The organism is Pseudomonas sp. p50(2008) (assembly GCF_015351605.1).
Lineage (GTDB): Bacteria > Pseudomonadota > Gammaproteobacteria > Pseudomonadales > Pseudomonadaceae > Aquipseudomonas.
Genome location: NZ_JACMYF010000009.1, coordinates 157,714 through 176,129 on the forward strand (window position 1 = coordinate 157,714; position 18,416 = coordinate 176,129).

At 59.1% G+C, this 18,416-nt stretch carries 16 protein-coding genes; 3 read left to right on the plus strand and 13 right to left on the minus strand.

The features are described 5' to 3' along the window. Positions 1 to 42 precede the first annotated feature (42 nt). The 5 genes from H7698_RS24205 to H7698_RS24225 form a co-directional block, all read right to left on the minus strand. Positions 43 to 1,353 (minus strand): MFS transporter, encoded by a 1,311-nt coding sequence (locus tag H7698_RS24205; RefSeq protein ID WP_194692999.1) that lies wholly within the window; start codon positions 1,351 to 1,353, stop codon positions 43 to 45. A gap of 171 nt (positions 1,354 to 1,524) precedes the next feature. After that, positions 1,525 to 2,673: a galactonate dehydratase gene (gene dgoD / locus H7698_RS24210; RefSeq protein WP_090186690.1), complete on the minus strand. Its 1,149-nt coding sequence runs from the start codon at positions 2,671 to 2,673 to the stop codon at positions 1,525 to 1,527. Positions 2,674 to 2,734: 61 nt separating this feature from the next. After that, complete coding sequence (locus H7698_RS24215) at positions 2,735 to 3,355, minus strand: 2-dehydro-3-deoxy-6-phosphogalactonate aldolase (RefSeq protein ID WP_162436400.1); 621 nt, start codon at positions 3,353 to 3,355, stop codon at positions 2,735 to 2,737. Between the two features lie 19 nt (positions 3,356 to 3,374). Continuing rightward, the gene (locus H7698_RS24220) at positions 3,375 to 4,367 is read right to left on the minus strand and encodes a 2-dehydro-3-deoxygalactonokinase (protein WP_194693000.1); all 993 of its coding nucleotides are present in this window, start codon (positions 4,365 to 4,367) and stop codon (positions 3,375 to 3,377) included. 179 nt (positions 4,368 to 4,546) lie between these two features. Continuing rightward, on the minus strand, positions 4,547 to 5,029 hold the full coding sequence (locus H7698_RS24225; RefSeq protein ID WP_162436402.1) for a GNAT family N-acetyltransferase: 483 nt from the start codon (positions 5,027 to 5,029) through the stop codon (positions 4,547 to 4,549). Positions 5,030 to 5,207: 178 nt separating this feature from the next. On the opposite strand from H7698_RS24225, the gene H7698_RS24230 reads away from it, so the two are divergent. From H7698_RS24230 to H7698_RS24240, 3 genes are all read left to right on the plus strand, one after another. Next, entirely contained in the window at positions 5,208 to 6,413 is a 1,206-nt protein-coding gene (locus H7698_RS24230) for an MFS transporter (RefSeq protein WP_162436403.1), read from the plus strand. Between the two features lie 84 nt (positions 6,414 to 6,497). Continuing rightward, the gene (locus tag H7698_RS24235; RefSeq protein WP_162436404.1) at positions 6,498 to 6,836 is read left to right on the plus strand and encodes a hypothetical protein; all 339 of its coding nucleotides are present in this window, start codon (positions 6,498 to 6,500) and stop codon (positions 6,834 to 6,836) included. Between the two features lie 44 nt (positions 6,837 to 6,880). After that, a complete protein-coding gene (locus H7698_RS24240) occupies positions 6,881 to 7,135 on the plus strand; it encodes a hypothetical protein (protein WP_162436405.1) in 255 nt (84 codons plus the stop codon). A 131-nt stretch (positions 7,136 to 7,266) separates the two neighbouring features. Here the strand turns inward: H7698_RS24240 and H7698_RS24245 are convergent, their stop codons facing one another. The 8 genes from H7698_RS24245 to H7698_RS24280 form a co-directional block, all read right to left on the minus strand. After that, positions 7,267 to 8,196: a PfkB family carbohydrate kinase gene (locus H7698_RS24245; protein WP_194693001.1), complete on the minus strand. Its 930-nt coding sequence runs from the start codon at positions 8,194 to 8,196 to the stop codon at positions 7,267 to 7,269. Then, on the minus strand, positions 8,189 to 9,655 hold the full coding sequence (locus H7698_RS24250) for a purine-cytosine permease family protein (protein WP_162436407.1): 1,467 nt from the start codon (positions 9,653 to 9,655) through the stop codon (positions 8,189 to 8,191). The genes H7698_RS24245 and H7698_RS24250 overlap by 8 nt, the downstream gene beginning before the upstream one ends. A 174-nt stretch (positions 9,656 to 9,829) precedes the next feature. Next, entirely contained in the window at positions 9,830 to 10,828 is a 999-nt protein-coding gene (locus H7698_RS24255; RefSeq protein WP_194693002.1) for an ADP-ribosylglycohydrolase family protein, read from the minus strand. Further along, a complete protein-coding gene (locus H7698_RS24260) occupies positions 10,825 to 11,538 on the minus strand; it encodes a GntR family transcriptional regulator (protein WP_194693003.1) in 714 nt (237 codons plus the stop codon). Before H7698_RS24260 ends, H7698_RS24255 begins: the two co-directional genes overlap by 4 nt. A gap of 264 nt (positions 11,539 to 11,802) precedes the next feature. Next, a complete protein-coding gene (locus tag H7698_RS24265; protein ID WP_162436410.1) occupies positions 11,803 to 12,072 on the minus strand; it encodes a PAAR domain-containing protein in 270 nt (89 codons plus the stop codon). Then, the gene (locus H7698_RS24270; protein ID WP_194693004.1) at positions 12,069 to 13,751 is read right to left on the minus strand and encodes a type VI lipase adapter Tla3 domain-containing protein; all 1,683 of its coding nucleotides are present in this window, start codon (positions 13,749 to 13,751) and stop codon (positions 12,069 to 12,071) included. Before H7698_RS24270 ends, H7698_RS24265 begins: the two co-directional genes overlap by 4 nt. Then, positions 13,748 to 15,778, minus strand: coding sequence for a T6SS effector phospholipase Tle3 domain-containing protein (locus H7698_RS24275; RefSeq protein ID WP_194693005.1), 2,031 nt, complete (start codon positions 15,776 to 15,778; stop codon positions 13,748 to 13,750). Before H7698_RS24275 ends, H7698_RS24270 begins: the two co-directional genes overlap by 4 nt. Then, positions 15,775 to 18,336: a type VI secretion system Vgr family protein gene (locus H7698_RS24280; protein WP_194693144.1), complete on the minus strand. Its 2,562-nt coding sequence runs from the start codon at positions 18,334 to 18,336 to the stop codon at positions 15,775 to 15,777. The genes H7698_RS24275 and H7698_RS24280 overlap by 4 nt, the downstream gene beginning before the upstream one ends. Positions 18,337 to 18,416 lie beyond the last annotated feature (80 nt).

Genomic DNA, 18,416 nt, shown 5'->3' on the forward strand with positions numbered 1-18,416 from the left:
AGCGAGTGAACGGGTGGCATTATGGTCGCCCCATGCTTGGGACTACAACTCGATACGCTCGACCTTACCCACCAGCAGCACGTAGGAAAGCGCCCCGATCAATGCCAGCACCGAGATGTAGGTAATGGCCGGCGCAAATGAGTCACCCGTCGCCAGGAAACCGATGACGATCGGCGTGGTAATCGCCGACAGATTGCCGATGAAATTGAACACCCCTCCGGTCAATCCAAGTAACCGCGCCGGGGCCAATGTCGACACCAGCGACCAGGTGATCGACGCCAGTCCGTTACCGAAAAACGCGAGCGCCAGGAAGGCAATCACCAGCGGTGTGGACTCGACGAAGTTGGCGCCGATGATCGAGGTGGAGATCAGCAGCCCACCGATGATCGGCAACTTGCGGGCGAACCCGACCGTGTAGCCACGACGGATCAGAAAGTCGGAAAAGAACCCGGAACACAGCACACCCACGAAGGCGGCGAGAAACGGCAGCGACGCCAACAGGCCGGACTTGATGAAGTCCATGCCGCGATACTTCACCAGGTACGTCGGGAACCAGGTCAGGAAAAACCACAGCGTCGAGTTGAGGCAGAACTGACCGAGGTAAATGCCCCAGAGCTTGCGTTTGGTCAGGACAATGCCGAGGTCGACCCAACTGAATTTCGCCTTGACCTTGGCTTGCTCAGCCTGGATATCCACCAGCCCGCCGCCCTCGCGGATCAGGTCGATTTCGGCTGCGTTGGCGCCTTTGAAGTCCCGAGGTTCGCGATACACGGCGTACCAGATCACGGCCCACAGAATGCCCACCGCACCCGTGCTGACAAACACCATGTGCCAGCCATATTGATGCTGCAGCCAGGCCAGTACCGGCGTCAGAAAGGCCAACCCCACGAACTGCCCCGAGGTGTAGAAACCGATAGCCGTGGCGCGCTCGCGCTCCGGAAACCAGGTGGTCACCACACGGCTGTTGATGGGATACGCCGGCGCTTCCAGTGCACCCACGGCCATGCGCAGGACGAAAAGCGCAATGAAGCTGGCGGCGAAACCGAGCATCACCGTGGCGATCGACCACAACAACAGCGCGACGCTGTACAGAATGCGCGGCGGCACACGATCCACCAGCCAGCCGCCGGGGATCTGCATGGCCGCGTAGGTCCAGCCGAAGGCGGAGAAGATCAGCCCGACATGAATCGGATCGATGCCCAGTTCGCTGGTCAGCGCCGGGGCGGCAATCGACAGGTTGCTGCGGTCCAGGTAGTTGATCACCACCGTGATGAACAGCAGCACCATGATGAAAAAGCGCTTGCGGCTGGGTGCCACCAACGACGCCTGCCCGGTAAGGGTTTGCGGTTGCATGGGGAGTGCCTCTTATTATGTTTATTGAGGTCGAATTGAAGCGATACGTCGGCCTTTGTGGGAGCGGGCTTGCCCGCGATGGCGGCAGATCATTCAATAATGATGTGGCTGACAGGACGCCATCGCTGGCAAGCCAGCTCCCACAAGGGATTGAAATGAATCAGAGGGCGATCACCACTCGGCAAAACTGCCATCGGCATGGCGCCAGATCGGGTTGCGCCAGCGGTGGCCGACGGCCGCGCGTTCGATCACGTATTCCTCGTTGATCTCGATGCCCAGGCCCGGGCCGTTCGGGATTTTCACGAAGCCTTTGTCGTAGTCGAACACCCGAGGATCCTTGACGTAGTCCAGCAGGTCGTTGCTTTCGTTGTAGTGGATGCCCAGGCTCTGTTCCTGGATGAACGCGTTGTAGCAAACCGCATCCAGTTGCAGGCAGGCGGCCAGCGCAATCGGGCCCAGCGGGCAATGCAACGCCAGCGCTACGTCGTAGGCTTCGGCCATGTTGGCGATCTTGCGGGTTTCGGTGATGCCACCGGCGTGGGAGGCGTCGGGCTGGATGATGTCGACATAGCCCTCGCTGAGTACACGCTTGAAATCCCAACGGGAGAACAACCGCTCACCCAGGGCAATCGGCGTGCTTGTCAGCGGTGCCAGTTCCTTCAGCGCTTCGTAGTTCTCGCTGAGCACCGGCTCTTCGATGAACATCAGTTTGTAGGGGTCGAGTTCCTTCATCAGCACCTTGGCCATGGGTTTGTGCACCCGGCCATGGAAGTCCACGCCGATACCGACGTTCGGCCCCACCGCATCGCGTACGGCAGCGACGTTGGCCAGGGCCAGGTCGACTTTCTCGAAGGAATCGAGGAATTGCAGTTCTTCAGTGCCGTTCATTTTCACGGCGGTGAAACCACGCTCGACCGCTTCTTTCGCAGCACGAGCGGTGTCCGCAGGCCGGTCGCCGCCAATCCATGAGTAAACACGAATCTTGTCGCGCACCTGGCCACCGAGCAGATCGCTGACAGACACACCCAGCGCCTTGCCCTTGATGTCCCACAGCGCCTGATCAATACCGGCCAGCGCGCTCATGTGGATCGCACCACCCCGGTAGAACCCGCCACGGTAAAGCACCGTCCAGATATCTTCGATATTGCGTGGGTCTTTGCCGATGAGATAGTCGGACAATTCCTCAACCGCTGCGGCAACCGTATGGGCGCGGCCTTCAACCACGGGCTCGCCCCAACCGGTCACGCCCTCGTCGGTTTCGATCTTGAGGAAGCACCAGCGCGGCGGAACGATGAAGGTAGTGAGTTTTGTGATTTTCATCTGTGCTCTCTTTTTGTAGATGCAGCTCTTATAGATGCAGCGCTCGCAGCGCCATGCCGTCTTAGCGAAGGGCTTTCCAGGCAGCCACGTAGGCCTTGGCGTTCAGCGCCACGTCCTCGGGCGTCATGCCCGGCTTGAACAGCCCCGAACCGAGGCCGAATCCTTTGACGCCGGCGTCGATGAACACCTGCATGTTGTCCGGCGTGATGCCGCCGACCGGTGCCAGGATCGTTCCAACCGGCAGCACGGCGAGCCAGGCTTTCACCACGGCCGGGCCCATTTGCTCGGCGGGGAACATCTTCAAGACGTCGGCACCTTCGGCGAGCGCAGCGAACGCCTCGGTCGGCGTCGCCACACCCGGCGACAGGAACAACCCTGCCGCTTTGGCCGCACGCAAGACCTTGGCATCGCTGTGAGGCATGACGATCACCTGGCCGCCCGCGGCTTTCACCTGTTCGACCTGTTCCGGCGTCAGCACCGTGCCCGCACCGATCAGGCAATCGGCGGGCAAGGTACTGCGAAGGATGCGGATACTTTCGTACGGCTCAGGGGAATTGAGCGGCACTTCAATGACGCGAAATCCGGCGGCATACAGAACCTCGCCGATAGCGGCCGCTTCCTGTGGGCGCAGGCCGCGCAGGATTGCGATCAGACCGTTTTGCGCCAGTGCTTGCTTGAGCATGTCAGACCTCCAGTCAGGTTTAACGGGATGGGTTTTGCGTCACGAGTCCGGCGGCCAGCGCCAGCTGCCACAAACCGCGTTCGGTGGCTTGTTCCGCCTGCATCACGCGAGCGAAACCACAGGCATCGAGAGCCCGGCTGTAGCGGGTACACAGTTGGGAATTGCCGATGAGGATGATGGACGGCAGGTGAACGCTGTTACGCCGGCGGCGCTGAACGGTCGCCAGCGCCGACAACTCATGGCCGATCAGCAGACCGGACAGGTAATCCGGTTGGGCGGTGGCACTGAGTTCACCGGTCAGGCCCAGGCTGCGGGCACTGAACAGTGTCGACAATGGCCCGATTTCGCCGTCAGTCGACAGGGCCACTTGCACCCCACGGTCAAACGCCTCGCCATCAAAAGACGCACCACGTTGCTGGGTGCGCCCCAGAATGCTGTGTTCACTGAGTACTGCGAAGACTTCGCCAGTCATGAACGTATCGAAATGCACAATGCAGCCGTCGGTGACTTCAACCCATTTCGAATGACTGCCAGGCAGGCCGATCAGCAGATCGCCGCCCGTCCCTTCCACCAGGTTTTGCAGGACACCGAGGACCTGGGTTTCTTCGCCGCGCATCACATTCGGTAAACGAGAACGCTGAATCACCCCCGGAACGATGTGCACATCAACGCCGCGAAGACTGCGAATCACTTGCAGGGAAGTGCCGAGCGTGGCGACGTTTGCCGGCGTATCGCGGTAGGCGGCTTCGCGCCAGCCCTGGGCGCTGCCGACCATGCCACAGGCAATCACCGGTAACCCTGGTTGCGCGTCGAGCCAGTCGCCGCAGGCCTCATCGAACGCCAGTTCAAAACCGTCAGTGCAGGTCTGACCGGCAATGACTCGAGGGGTTTTGGGCAACTGCATGATCCCCGATGACAGCGAACGCTGTTCGAGCACCAGGCCACCTTCGGCAAGTTTGTAAGCACGTAATGAGGTCGTCCCCCAATCGAGCGCGATCAATTGCGCCAGCATCGCTTCACCTGTTTTGTTTATTGGCAGTGAGTGCGCTGACTATAAACCTGGATGGGCACAAATCTCAATATATAAATATCACTCCCATATATAGGGATTAATGCAAAAAAAGATCGCAGCCTTCGTCAGCTCCTGCATGGGTGCAGGTGCTGCCGAACGGTGCGATCTTTTAGACGGTGTTAATTACCGCCAGCAAACTCCCGCAACACCGCCCCATCCATCCGATACCGGACCCACTCTTCCTGTGGCTGTGCGCCCAAGGATTTGTAGAACTCGATGGCCTGTTTGTTCCAGTCCAGGACACTCCACTCAAAACGTCCGCAGTCATTGGCGCAGGCGATTTTTGCCAGGTGGCGCAACAACGTCTTGCCTGCCCCGCCACCGCGCTGTTCGGGGGTGATGTAGAGGTCTTCGAGGTACAGGCAGTTGCTGCCGAGCCACGTGGAATAGCTGAAGAAGAACACCGCGAAACCGATCGGCGAACCTTCACGCAAACAGATCAGGCCATGGGCGGTGGCGCCTTCGCTGAACAGGCTGCGTTCGATGTCGGCGACGCTGGCAATAACTTCGTGCCGGGCACGTTCGTAGTCGGCCAGCTCAGTGATGAACGCGAGGATTTGCGGAGCATCGCTGGGGGTCGCCGGGCGGATTTCGATCGTCATGGACGTGCCTTGTCAAAAGTTGAAAACGCCATACTAAGTCGGCTCGACGCGCGCGTCACATGGGAATCGCGTTACTCCGGCCAGCACTAACGCTGAAATCGTGAACCTCGGACCTAACGCAAACCCCTTGCGTGGTAGAACGTCGAGCAGTGCGTTTATAAGTACAAGGAACAGCCACATGTCTACGGCAACACCATCGGTCTCCAGCAAGTCATTCGGCCTGTTCTGCGTCGCCAGTTACCTGCTGTCGCTCTCCTACGGCTCGACCTTTTTACTGTCGCTGCTGATCAGTGCCCGCGGTGGCAACGAGCACGACGCCGGCAGTGTGATTTCGGCGGCAATGCTCAGTACCTTTGCGGCGGTGATTGTTTCCGGGCACTTGTCCGATCTGCTCGGCGCGGCCCGCTCGATTGCGCTGTTCGGCGTACTGCTGGTCGCTGCGAGCCTGGGCTTTGCGCTGACGCCGGGGTTTGGCAATCTTTTGCTGTTTTTCGGGTTGTTGCTGGGGTTGGGCTGGGGTGTGTTTTACACCCTGGGACCGATCATCGTGGCGAGCCTGGTCACACCGTCCCAACGGGCCAAATACTTTGCGCTGTTGTCGGGGAGCATGCTGAGCGGCATCGGCAGCGGTCCGTTGTTGGGTCGTGCCGCGAGTGCCCTGGGTTACCCCGTGACCACTGCTTTTTACCTCGCGGCGCTGGCGAGTCTGATTGGGGTCTTGATGTTTTGGCGACTGAGCGCACAGCTCGAAAATGCTCACGCTACCTCAGCGCCCGCCGCGCGTATCTCGTGGCGCACCACTTCTCGAGTGCTGTCGTCCAGCGCGGTGTTGCCGATCATCATGGTAGGGTTGGGCGGTTGCATCTTCGGCGGTCTTTCGAGCTTTCAAACCAGCTACGCAGCCGCGCGGTCACTGGACTATTCGCTGTTTTTCCTCGGGTTCATGAGCGCGGCGATCAGCGGCCGAATGTTGATCGCCGGTTTCGTGGTCAAACGCGACCCGCTGATCGCGTCCTGCCTGTTATCAGCGCTGACGTTGATTTCGATCGGACTGTTCAGCTTTGTCGTCGACGACGCCTTCAGCTACCTCCTGGCAGCGGCGATACTCGGCATCGGCTATGGGCTGACGTATTCAGTGATCAACGGTCTGGCAGCGAACGAAGCACCGGCCGGCACCACTTCGCAGGCTTTGTTGCTGTTCAGCCTGTCGTACTTCATCGGCGTGTTTGGTTTTCCCCTGCTCGCCGGGAAGATCATCGTCGAACACGGGATGACGACACTTTTATACACAGTTCTGGGCGTGGCCTTGCTGAACTGGCTGATCACCGCAGGACGCCTGCTCTGGCGCCGGTTCGTCAGCGCACAAGCCCTGGAACGCGCGTAGACCGTTCGTCGTTCATCAGGCACCAATCCAAATCGAGGGCGGACCAATATCAGGTAAGGACTCTAAACAAATGGAGACGACACCATGATCATGTCCAAATTGACCGCCCTCACACTCGCTACGCTGCTGTCCTCTACTGCTTTTGCCGCCACCGTCGCCACCGGCACGGGGCCGACCAACCCGGTTGAAAGCCCAAAATCCCCCGCCATCCAAAGCGCCCCAGGTATCAATACCAACGGCACGGGCGTGGACAGCAGTCTGCCGCCTTCCACGGGTACCGACCCTCGGACTCAGGGCAGCGACGCGGGCCGTCAAGGGGGAATGAACATGCCGGACACTCAAACACCTGACAACGCAGACACTGGCACCGGTTCGAAAACCACCACAGGAGGTTCAGGTTCCGAAGGGGGCGCCAGCCAATAGTTCGCCGACGCGAGCGACCTATCCACATCCATGAAGAGGTAAGCATGAACGTCGATAAAAACCTTGAAAAAGAAGTCTTGACCCGCCTGCTGCACGCCCACCCGAGTGGGCTGGGCAAAGAGGTCCTGGACAATTACCGAGGGGAAAAAGTCGTGGCCAGTACCCTCGCCGCCTTGCAGGAACGTGGCCTGATTCACCACGGGCATGTGACCTGTAACGAGGCCGGCGAACACTCTTTGCACCTGCCGATCAAACTCAGCGCTGCGGGCGTGGAAGAGGCGCGAAAGCTGGACGTTTAATTCGCTGAAAATCAAAAGATCGCAGGCTGGGTCGGTGCCCGCAGCGGGTTACAGCTGATTCAGGGTTTGCCGCCACTGCGATCTTTTCAACACAAATCACTGTGGGAGCGACTTGCCCGCGAAGGGCCAGATCAACAGGCGAAAGTCTCTCGAATTAACGCATCCACTTCAGCCGCTCCAGGTGAAGTCGCCGGCCCCCATCGGGTCACTGCGAGTGCGGCTGCAGCATTGGCGCGCCGCGCCGCGTCATCCACTGACAATCCCTGTGCCAACCCCGCCACAAACACCCCGGCATGGGCATCGCCAGCACCATTACTGTCCACCGCCTCGACCTTGAAGCCCGGGACATGCCGACGCTCGCCACGCTGTTCGACCCAGCATCCCTGCGGACCATCGCGCACCACCATCAGCACATCGGGGGGCAGATGGTCGGCCAGCGAAGTCAGCGCCTCTCCAATCTCCGACACTCCGGTGAACCGCAGCGCTTCGACGCTGTTACTGGTCCATAGATCAATGCGCGGCAACAACGACTGCATCAACGGAGCCTCCGGCGAATCCACCAGCGGCCCTGGATCGAAGACCACATTGATGCCTTTCGGTAACGCCAGCACCCAATCCACCAGCGCCTGTGCCTTGCCGCCATGCAGCAGGCTGTAGCCGCTGATGTAGACATAGTCCCCCGCCTCGGCCGGCACACTGGCCAGGTCTTCGGCCGTCAGTTCGCCCTCGGCACCGATATAAGAGATGAAACTGCGTTCGGCGGACGCTTCGGTCACTGCGACGCACAGGCCGGTGTCGCGCTCGGCAGGGTGTGCGATGCCGATGCGAATGCCTTCGGCGTTCATGGCCTCCCGCGCCAGATCGCCGAATCGACCGGTGCCATGACGACCGAGGTACACCACCGGCAAACCATTGCGCTGGGCCGCCGCCATGACGTTGAAGCCACCGCCTGCTTCGAAACTGGCGGACTGCGCCAGTACATCACCACCCGATAGAGGCAACGCGTCGACGGACATGACCAGGTCGATCATGACCTGGCCGGTATGCAGCAATCTAGGCATGAGCGTTCTCGACCAAACCAGGGCGACGATCTTTCGCACCGCCCAATACACAGTAGATTCCGCCCGCCACCAGGAACGTCACGATCCAGCCGAGACCGTTATGTCCCAGCCAGGAGTCGGACAGGAACCCGCGAAACCAGAGCGTTTGCTCGGTGGTGCCGATGGTGGTGAAGCTGAAGCCCAACACGATCGCCAGCGCCCAGGCGCCGAATGCGCGCCACTCTACACCGCCGGCATACCAATAGGCGCTGCTCGGGCTGACGTCCAGCAAGTCCTTGGGGCTGTAGTAATGACGGTGAATCAGATCGACTACGAAGATCCCGACCCACGCAGTGATCGGCACTGCCAACAGCGAAATGAAGGTAATGAACGGGCCGTAGAAACTGTCGGCAATCAGCATGAAATAGATCGAACCCGCGAAGATCGCGACGATATCGACGACCACGGCGTAGACCCGTTTGACCTTCAGGCCAAGGGTCAGGGTCGTCAAGCCAGCAGAGTAAACCGACAGATTGTTCGACAGCAGCAGACCGCCGAACGCAGTGATCAGGTAGGGCACGGCCATCCAGGTCGGCAACATGTCGCGGATCGCAACGATCGGGTCAGTGGCCGAGGCCAGGTCGTTGTTGCCCACCGACAGCAGTCCGCCGAGGGTGATCAGCAACACCAACGGAATCCCCGCACCGAAGGCGGCCGAAGCCACCAGGCGTACGGCTTTGACACTGCGATGCTGATAGCGCGACATGTCCGCCCCCGCGTTCGCCCAGCCGATCCCGGTGCCGGCGGCCATGGTACCGACGCCGATGATCATTGCGCTCAGCGGGGCCGGCGTGGCGTTGAACACTGCGCTCCAGTCGATGGTGGCGCAGAGAAAACCGCCCACCACAATGTTCAACGCGCCGAACACGTAGGTGGCCCACTTTTGGATCACCAGCAGCGTGGCGTGACCGAGGCCGGAGACCGACAAGGTCAGCAGCACGAAAATCGCAATGAAGATCAGGGTCAGCACGGGGGCGCTTTTGGCTTCCACCGGCGAGCCAAAGAGGATCGAGCACAGCGACAGCAAGACGAACGCTGCGGTGGTGGTGTTGACGGTTTCCCATCCCAGGCGCGACATCAGCGAGACCAGCGTCGGGCCGATGTTGCCGCGCACGCCGAAGATTGCCCTCGACAGTGTCAGGCTCGGTGCGCGGCCACGCCGACCGGCGATGGAAATGATACCAACCACCGCAAAGGAGCCGGCAGCGCCGAGGATGGCGACGATGATTGCCTGCCAAATCGCCAGGCCGCGAAACGCCACCAGCGTGGCGCCCAGCGGCAGGCCGAGAATGGAAATGTTGGCCGCGAACCAGACCCAGAACAGTTGCAGCGGATGACCGTTACATTCCGCTTCCGGCACCGGTTCGATGCCACGGGTTTCCAGCTGGCCGGCGCTTTGCCCGGCGGTTGATGAACTCATGTGAAATACTCCTGTTGCCATTTTTGTGGTTGTCGGCAATGACAGATAGGTGCCACCGATCCTGTAGGAGCTGCCGAAGGCTGTGATTTTTTGACCTTGATTTTTAGCTGCGTGAGCGCTGCCAAAGATCAAAAGATCGCAGCCTTCGGCAGCTCCTAAAGGGTTTTACTTACCTCAACGGAGGGTGAGGAGTCCTTTCACAAGAGGTTCCAGCTCCAGCCCATTGACGGCTTTGACCGTCTCGATCATCGCCACCGGCCAGCTCTCAAGGCCCAGGCAGGCCCCCAGCATCGCGCCGAGGATAGCCGCGATGGTGTCGGTGTCGCCCCCCAGACTGGCCGCCAGGCACAGCGACTCAAAGGCGCTCATTTCGCCGATCGCCACCTGTTGGGCCAGGGCAAACGACACGACCACCGACTCTTGCGAAGCCACGGAGGTGCCGATGACGTCGTACAGCAGGTCAGCCAGCAGGGCCTTGTCGCTGTCGACGCTGATGCTCCGCGCCCAACTGATACGCGAAGCAATACGCCCACCCGCCACCCAGTGGCCACGACCTTCGGATTGCTGAGCCATCTGCTGGCCGAGGTTCAAGGCTTCGCCCAGGTCCATGCCGTTGATCCCGGCGGAAACCACCGCCGCCACTGCCGCCGCGCTGGAAATGCCCAGTGTGGTGTTGTGGGTGACCTGACAGGCCTGCACCACTGCGTTGATGAAGCGTTCAGGATCAGCAACGTTTGCTGCGATCCCGACAGGGGTAATGCGCATCGCCGCACCGTTAGTGGTGCCATAGCGCCCCGCCTCTTCCGGCGAATGGCCGGCAAGAATCATCTCGATGGCACGCTTGGTCGAAGGGCCGAGCAAATCCTGGGAGCCCTTGGCCTGCATCTGGGCTTCCCACTCGATCAGCCGCTGAGCGAGCATCGACGGCTCGATAGTGCCCCGCCCCTCGATCATCAACTGGCCGACCAGGATCGCTTGCTCGGTATCGTCGGTGATCGACCCTTTAGGCATGTTGGCCGCAATCGGTTGATCCGGACCGGCGTCTTGCAGGTCGGAGATCTGGCCGAAGCGTGCCTTGATCTCAGACCGGCTCAAGGATTGCGTGGGCATGCCCAGTGCATCGCCCAAGGCCAGTCCATAAAAAGCGCCGAGGGCACGATTGAGCGTGGTCATTTTGAAGTTCCAAATTGCAGGTGCAGGCGAAAGTGCACGGGATCGAGCAGGCTTTCGACCTGTTCCATCAAGCGATTTTGCCGGTCGTACGTGGTGCGTAGCGCCTTGAGAAAGACGGTGCCAACCGGACGACCCAACAACTCGGCGTCCTCGACGTTCAAGGGTTCGGCGCCGATCCATTGATCACCGCGGTCACCGATGTAGCCATAGGCGGCCAGGGTAATGGTCAGGGAATTGTCGATCAGGCCGACCCGCGGCAGGCTTTCCAGGCCTCCGGTGGCGGGCATCAACGAGCGTTCGAGAGAAACCACTGTGCCATCGTTGGTGCGACGGCGACGGTCAAGCGTGATGAACTTCTCAGTGCCGAAACGCGACAACAAATCAGGCCGGTCCACCGCCTCCAGCCGCAGCACTTCGGTATTGACCAGCGCCCCGCTGTCGGCCAATGCCTGCGCCCAGCCACTGTGCTGATCGAGCACTACACCGTCGAATGTGACGATGGAACCGACACCGCTTTGGGTCGCGATGTAGTTGCGCCGTTTCAGTTCGGCCAGGGCTTCGCGCAGCGTCCCTCGGCTGACCTTGAATTCCTGAGCCAACTGATGCTCGCCCGGCAACAGAAAGCCGTCCTCCATGAGGCCACTTTCGATCCGCCGAATGAGTTCGTCGACCACCCGTTGTTTCTTGTCAAATCGTACCTGTCTAATCATGTACAAAGTGATAACCGAAACGGGTCGGGATCAGCAAGGAGTATTTCAGGGAGGTGACGGGAGGTTGGAGTTTTTCATGATGGCGGGATGGGTCAGATCAGCCGCCATCGCGGGCAAGCCTTGCTCCCACAGGTCATGCGTCGAACGCCAATTTATGCGGCCGACATGAAACCTGTGTGAGCAAGGCTTGCCCGCGATGACGCCAGCCTAAACAACAAAATTTTTCGCGTTTATTTTGTTGGGCCGAAACGCCGGGATTACCGCTCAAGTCACTCTCACGTTCAGCGCATTGCTCGCCACGCCATGACAGCCACAAGCCAGGAGATGCCCCTGCAATACGACAGGTATGCCCTTCATACGCCGGTGCGAATGCCCTTCGATGAAGGCGAATTCGCCCTTATGCAGTGGGCATGTAGCCTTGTCCCCCACCACCGCCGGTGTTTTGCCGTTAATGCAATGAGTACTTTCAAACTGGCAGAACACGACCGTGCCGCCGCTGCTGGTGGAATCGCCTAGACAGATGGGATGGGTCATGGCGTTCGCCCCGGCATGCGAAATGTGAAGGGGTCGACGCCGTGGGTTTGCTGGTTTTTTAATTTGCGGGCTTCGTCCGGCGGGCGGACCATTTGTACCGTCACGCTGCCGTCATCTCCCGTGTAGACCACCGCGCTGACGCCGCCGTCCTTGTAACTGGCAATGGTGGCGAGGTTTATTTCGACCAGGGCGCTACTGACGCCGGTGTTACCCAGGCGACGACCGATGTCGTACCCCTCTTCGACGTTGCCGATTTCGAGTCCCGTTCCGTCGGTGTTGAGACTGTGCAGCGCGAGGGTCAGGGCGATTTCGCCGTGGGTGTTGTCGGTGCTGTCGTAAAACACGCGGACCGGCTTTTCACCTTCGGGTAAGGTTTCCAGCGCCTGTTGCCAGCCAGCTTGAAGGGCTTTGGCCTGAAGTGCCGGCTTGAGCAGTTTGCCGTTTTCGTCCTGCATTGGGACTTTGATTGGGCGGTGCAGATAGCCCAGGATAGGGGCTTTGTCGAACTCTTTGACTTGATGGTTAGCCCAGCGTACAGGGAGCCATGGAGAGGGTTCGAAGTGGCCGGGGCCTCGGTTGCTCAGCGTTTTCCAGAGGGTGGGGAGTTGGGATTGCCAGTAGGCGGTGGACATTGTTGATGGCGGATGTATGTACCCGGTTTTACCTTTGGCACGCTCAACGTCTTTATACCACTCGTGAAAAGCACGGTCCCGATCCCAATAAAACGCCCACAGCTTGCCAAGATCAGTCTTCTTGTTTTGGTTGTCCTCAGTGTCCTGCGTTGCATAGGGACGGACGTAACGGTCTACACGATCCGAACGCGAGACAAGAAGACCGGTCACACTTTCATGTACCGTCGGTACAACCTGGTCATTCTGCAATCCGGGCGTATCGGGTTTTCGATAAATGTCTCTTGTAACATCCCCATCTCTGCTGGCTATCAGCGCCTGAGGCACCTGCGGGTTCTCGTCAAAAAACACGAAGAGTCGCTCGATCATAGCTTGTGCATGAGAGGTATTTTCGTCGTCTTGCCAGAGGAACTGCGTAACACCTAAGGTGGCAGCGTTTCGACCAGAATTGATCAGGCCTCCTGCTTTATAGCCTTTCTCATAGGGATCCGGTGGACCCAATGCAAAAACGGGAATCGGCCAATATGCAACTGAGTCAGTAGCGGAGAATGTGAAAGCAGCTCGGACGGCAAGGCGACTGGTGTTTGTTCTGGAGGTCACTGAGGCCTTGTAGTCCTCAGGATTATGCGAATAAATCGAGGTAAAATTGTCTGCTTTTTTCTCGATTTCTCTCCACACCGATGATTGATACCATCCTTTACCCGCAAGCCCCACTCCCCTTATCTCCAGCGAATAGGTGCGCTCACGCAAAGCACACTGTTCGGTTGAGTCAGCGACGACTTTAGTTTTGTAGACCGAAAGTTGCTCCTTTTCATAAGCTACCTGCTTGGCAAACCAATGCACACCATAGGCAAACACCAAACCACTCAAAACACTCACGATTCCCCAACGCATAAAAACACCCAACTCCTTTGGCTTCAAATTTTCCACTGGTGTTATGTAAATGAAGAACAATAAAAAACCCATACAAGCGGCTATCAGAATCATCGCCAGCCAAAGATAGGCCTTCAGTTTAGGTCGCTGAGATCTGTCGTACTGGCGCCCTCTCATTTCGACACTCCTTTTTCCGAAGGAGTTTGGATCAGCAGCGGTGGCGTCATCGATACCAATTCATCAGATGGAAAGACACCTTTGTCATAATAGAGATAACTGGATTCAACTAGCGCCTGAGCTTCTGGACTAAGCCGTGACCAGCCGTTTAATCCGATCACTTCTAAATAACGACGCTCATCGATTTTCCAATCCGCAATCGCCACCAACACCTCACGCATCACTGGATCATCCAGACACTTCGCCTGCCCAATCGCGATGTCCATCGCTGTTACCCAGCGATGGTTGTCCGGGCTGCGTAACACTGCCGAGTGATAGCTGTTATCACTCCACTCTTTGGGGTCGACTTCCATTCGGGCACGAATTTCGTTCGGCGTTTCCTCACGTTCGTAGCGGTAGTGATCCTTGGTGTCGAGCAATGCAATACCGGACACTGCAGTGCGGCGGAAGGCGTGGGTCTGATCGTCCGGCTCTTTTCCTTGGTTCCAGCGGTCGCGCACGACTTCCACGTCGATTCGATCGGAGAGGTTTTGGACGAATATCCATTTGAAGGTTGCGCTGGGGTTGCCCAGTGCAGCGTTTTGCGACACAGCATCAGGACGATCCATGCCTGCCTTGTGAGTCGATCCTGTCAGTGCTTCGCCACCGAACATCTGCGGCTCATGAGGCGGGTGCAGTTGCTCTGCGTTGATGTTGCGCTCTTGGCCGTCGTGAATCGGTGCTCGCGAGGCAACTGCTGCGGCAGACCAGCCACCGGGATAACGCGCTTCGCCTTTTGCTCTAATAAAATCCTGTTGCGGAGCCTTACCGACCAGCACGGGTTTACCTTCGCGCAAACGCTTGGTCCATAAACGCTGGTAGAAGCGCAAGGATTGCAAAGCGTTCATGGCTGGCTGCCCATCAAGGAGCATGTCCGGCACGCCGTAGGTGCCGATGCCCTGCACCTTGCTGAGCGCCACCGTGGTGTCGTCGGGACAGAAATACAGGTACACCTTGCCGCGATTATCGCGCTCAGGAAACACCCCTGTTTTCCCGTCAGTCCCTAAACGCTGGCCCTGTTCAGGTGACCAGCTAGGCCCGGTGCGTCCGCCATAGCCCGGCACGCCACAACGCGCGGCGCTCAAGGGCGGCTGCGCATGGGGCGACTGGGTGATTTGTTGCACAAGGTCGATCAGTACTTTAAGAGTGTTGGACTCTTTAGGTGTCGTCTCTGGCATGACTGAATAAGGCGAGGCCACCATGATTGCGCAGTCGGCACAGCGTTCGCCCCGATCAATCAACATGGCTTGAGCAAGTAAGGTAATTAGCGTGCCCTGGCTGTGCCCCATGATGGTGATTGTTTCATCGGGCGAAACACGGCGAATCTCGCTGACCAGCATCGCCAGGCGGGCTGCGGCCAGCACGAAATAACGCCGATGCGGTGCCTTGCCCATGTACAGGGGATTGGGCATCGTCGGTTGCACCAGAATGCGTACCCTTTCGGAAAAGCCCTCCTTGTACATATCCAGCAAATTGTTCGTGGCATTTGCAAAGAACCCACCGCCCTTTGCGAAGTGACGGTCCAGCCGGTTGTTGAATATGTCCTGGAACTGATCCCGCAGTCTTGCTGGATCACCATTCACATCGCGCTTGATTTCTCCCGGTTCGGCCCTGTAACCCCAGTAAAACGGGATCATCAAACTACGCACTTTGGGATCAGCGGTGTCGCGCTGGTAGAGGTAGGTATCAGGATCATCGAGCGCGAATTTATGCTCATCCCCTCGCAGCTCCGGCGGCAAAGCTTTAGCCGCACTGAAATCAGCCCCATACCGCCCCGCCTTCAGATCAGGCCGATCCAGCCGCTCATTAACCCCCTGGCACAACCCCGTTTCCACCGACTCATACGACGCTCCCGGATCATTGACCCCGTGCAAAAAGATCACCACGCCGGGCAGATCCCCAGGTACTTCCAACAGGTGGTCAGCGGAGCAGTTGGGAATTAATCGTGTGGTCGTCTGTGCCACCGTGTACACGCTTGAGTCCGTCATTGTTCCCCTCCTGCCGGGTCCGGTTTACGGGTCGCCGTTACCTGCGCACGATGCATCGCCTCTCGCTTTACTCGCTCCGTCAATCCCGTCGCGCTTGTCAAACCTTGCACCACGCTGCCGTCCCCCAGTTCAATCTGATACGCCTGATCAGCCGCCATCCGAGGGCTGTCGCTGACGTGTCCGGGGTAGTGAAAAGCCAGGCGTTTTGCCGATGGATCACGGCTGAAGGTCGGGATGGCAACGCTGTCGGTTTTCGGTCCCACCCAGTCGTGGTCGCTGGCATGCACCATGACTTTGTCCTGCGTGCCGATCTCGACGCCGCCACCGATCTTGATGTAGCTGCCGTCGTCGGCCACCAAACGGATAGTTGTGGCTGTGATGACCACCTCACCTTCAGCGGCTGACAGGTGCAGGTTCTTTTGCGCGTTGAGCGCGATGTCATCCTCCTGGGCCTGCACGAGCACCTTGCCGCGATTGGCGATGGCGCTGATGCCTTGATCTTGCGCAAACGCACAAATCCCCTGGCCAGCGTTCAAGCGCATTGCCGCTCCGCTGGTTAATTGCAGGTGGTCCTGAGCCGTGGTGTCGTGGTTTTCGCCGGCGTAGTGCACTTGTGAACGCGGTGTCGCGCTGGCGATGCCCGCTTCGGCGGCCACTGCAACAACCGGCTCTCCTGAACTGTTGCTGCCAGGATCAGGCCATCGATTCAGGGACTGGCGTAGCGCTTCAATGCCTTGGGTGTCGACCTGCTGACTGCCCCGCGCCGCAGCCGTCTGGCCGAGGGAATGGAACAGTTCACCGCACTCGCCCAGCAGCTTGAGCAGCTCATCGCGGTCCAACTGCGAACCCTGCGCACCGTGACGGGCATAGGTGGTCAACAACATGCCCTGAGCTGCACGAAGGGCAATCGCAGCGTCGGTACGCAGTTCGGCGCCGTTGCCTCTCGGCTGGGCTTGCCCATCGGTTCGGGGCGTGGTGAGTTTGCCAAGGTTCAGCGCCGTGGCGTGATGGGTCGTGGCCATTCGGGCCCGCAGCGCACCGGGCGTGTCGTCGAACAGCAGTTCGTTGAAGCCGTTGCCTTTGTGTTCCTGGGTCTGGATGCCCGACAGCGCCCGGTTACCCGGCAAGCCCGTGGCATTGCTGAAGCGCGGTGGCAAATGATCGGCGTTGTAGAGCACCGAGGTCACAAGCGGTCGGTCGATGTCGCCGCCCAGAAAGGTCACCAGCACTTCCTGCCCCACCCGCGGCAAAAACTGATGACCAAAACCGGCCCCCGCACTGGGCATGGCCACCCTCAGCCAGGTGGTTGCGCCCGCTGGATCTTGCTCACGCTGCCAGTGGAAGCGTACTTGCACCCGCGCCAGCGCATCCGTAAAGACCTCTTCGCCTTCGGGACCCACCACGATGGCGGTGAGCGAGCCCGCCAGCGATGGACGCGGCTTGGTGATAGGGGGCCGATAGGGAATCTTTTCGCGGATGCAGACAAAACTGTTTCGATAACCCGCCGGTTGATCCGACAGGTAGTTGTTACGGGCGTGGTGCTCGACCCTCATCAGCAGGAAACGGCGATCGTCGATCGGGTCGCGGTCGTGATCGAAATGCTGGGTCAATTCGAAGGTGTAGCCAGGCAACATCGCGCGACAGTTGCTGGCGCCGTGAAACGTCTTGCCCTGCACTTCCAGTGCTTCGAGTCGATGACGAACCAGCGTCTCACCACCCTCGGGCAGACCGTGACTGTAATGACCGGCAACGTCGTAGATTTCGTAGGCAGGAACCTCACCCTGATCATTAAGGCTGGGCATGCTGACCGGTAGCGGATTGCGCGGTTGCCGGTAGTCGAATGTCTGGATCGCCATGCTGCCGGACTGCAAAAAACGGTAGCTGCTCCAGTGCGTGATCGAGTCGGCCGTCTCGGTGACCGAGGCGCTGTGATAGCGGATCTGCGGTTGCTGCGCCAGCGGTTCCAGATGACGAGAGTGATCGGTGATGATCAGCTGATGCCCTTGCTTCGTGTGATCGAAGTAAAAGAACAACCCTTCACACTCCAGCAGGCGCAAGACGAAATCCAGATCGCTCTCGCGGTACTGCGTGATGTAACTACGGGATTTAAGCGGCTGCCCCAGACGGAACTCGAAACAGGGCAACGCACCGTAGTGTGCAAACACCGTACAAATGACGTCTTCAATCGATTGTTCTTGAAAGATCCGCGAGTCGAAACGGCGCGACAGCATCCACAACCAGGGACTCAGTGTTGCCGAATAGTGTGCAAGCCCCCCGTCACTGCTCGTCAGGCTGAAACGACTGATATAGCCATGAATGTATCGGGCGTCTCCGGTGGCCAGTTCGACGTCGAGTAGCGCGGGTTGCGCTATTAACGATTTGAGTTCCAGTCGCGCATCCTGGCTGATCAGCGATAACTCGAAACTGAATAATGTCGACAACCCTTCAGTGCCGGAGAGTTGTTCAAGGAGCAGTTCCTGCTCCCCCTTATTTGCCGACGTGAACCTGATCAGACGCCGGTTCTGTGGCGAAAATATTTTTGTTAGTTCCATTAACAGATTTCCTACGGCATAAACGACCGGGATTCCACCGAGAGCCTCTGCTCTGGGCGGAATCCAAACACGGCGAATTAAGGCGC

Excerpts from the sequence above, each read along its gene's own strand:
- H7698_RS24205 (WP_194692999.1), bottom strand. The coding sequence starts at position 1,353 with ATGCAACCGCAAACCCTTACCGGGCAGGCGTCGTTGGTGGCACCCAGC.
- dgoD (WP_090186690.1), bottom strand. The coding sequence starts at position 2,673 with ATGAAAATCACAAAACTCACTACCTTCATCGTTCCGCCGCGCTGGTGC.
- H7698_RS24215 (WP_162436400.1), bottom strand. The coding sequence starts at position 3,355 with ATGCTCAAGCAAGCACTGGCGCAAAACGGTCTGATCGCAATCCTGCGC.
- H7698_RS24220 (WP_194693000.1), bottom strand. The coding sequence starts at position 4,367 with ATGCTGGCGCAATTGATCGCGCTCGATTGGGGGACGACCTCATTACGT.
- H7698_RS24225 (WP_162436402.1), bottom strand. The coding sequence starts at position 5,029 with ATGACGATCGAAATCCGCCCGGCGACCCCCAGCGATGCTCCGCAAATC.
- H7698_RS24230 (WP_162436403.1), top strand. The coding sequence starts at position 5,208 with ATGTCTACGGCAACACCATCGGTCTCCAGCAAGTCATTCGGCCTGTTC.
- H7698_RS24235 (WP_162436404.1), top strand. The coding sequence starts at position 6,498 with ATGATCATGTCCAAATTGACCGCCCTCACACTCGCTACGCTGCTGTCC.
- H7698_RS24240 (WP_162436405.1), top strand. The coding sequence starts at position 6,881 with ATGAACGTCGATAAAAACCTTGAAAAAGAAGTCTTGACCCGCCTGCTG.
- H7698_RS24245 (WP_194693001.1), bottom strand. The coding sequence starts at position 8,196 with ATGCCTAGATTGCTGCATACCGGCCAGGTCATGATCGACCTGGTCATG.
- H7698_RS24250 (WP_162436407.1), bottom strand. The coding sequence starts at position 9,655 with ATGAGTTCATCAACCGCCGGGCAAAGCGCCGGCCAGCTGGAAACCCGT.
- H7698_RS24255 (WP_194693002.1), bottom strand. The coding sequence starts at position 10,828 with ATGACCACGCTCAATCGTGCCCTCGGCGCTTTTTATGGACTGGCCTTG.
- H7698_RS24260 (WP_194693003.1), bottom strand. The coding sequence starts at position 11,538 with ATGATTAGACAGGTACGATTTGACAAGAAACAACGGGTGGTCGACGAA.
- H7698_RS24265 (WP_162436410.1), bottom strand. The coding sequence starts at position 12,072 with ATGACCCATCCCATCTGTCTAGGCGATTCCACCAGCAGCGGCGGCACG.
- H7698_RS24270 (WP_194693004.1), bottom strand. The coding sequence starts at position 13,751 with ATGAGAGGGCGCCAGTACGACAGATCTCAGCGACCTAAACTGAAGGCC.
- H7698_RS24275 (WP_194693005.1), bottom strand. The coding sequence starts at position 15,778 with ATGACGGACTCAAGCGTGTACACGGTGGCACAGACGACCACACGATTA.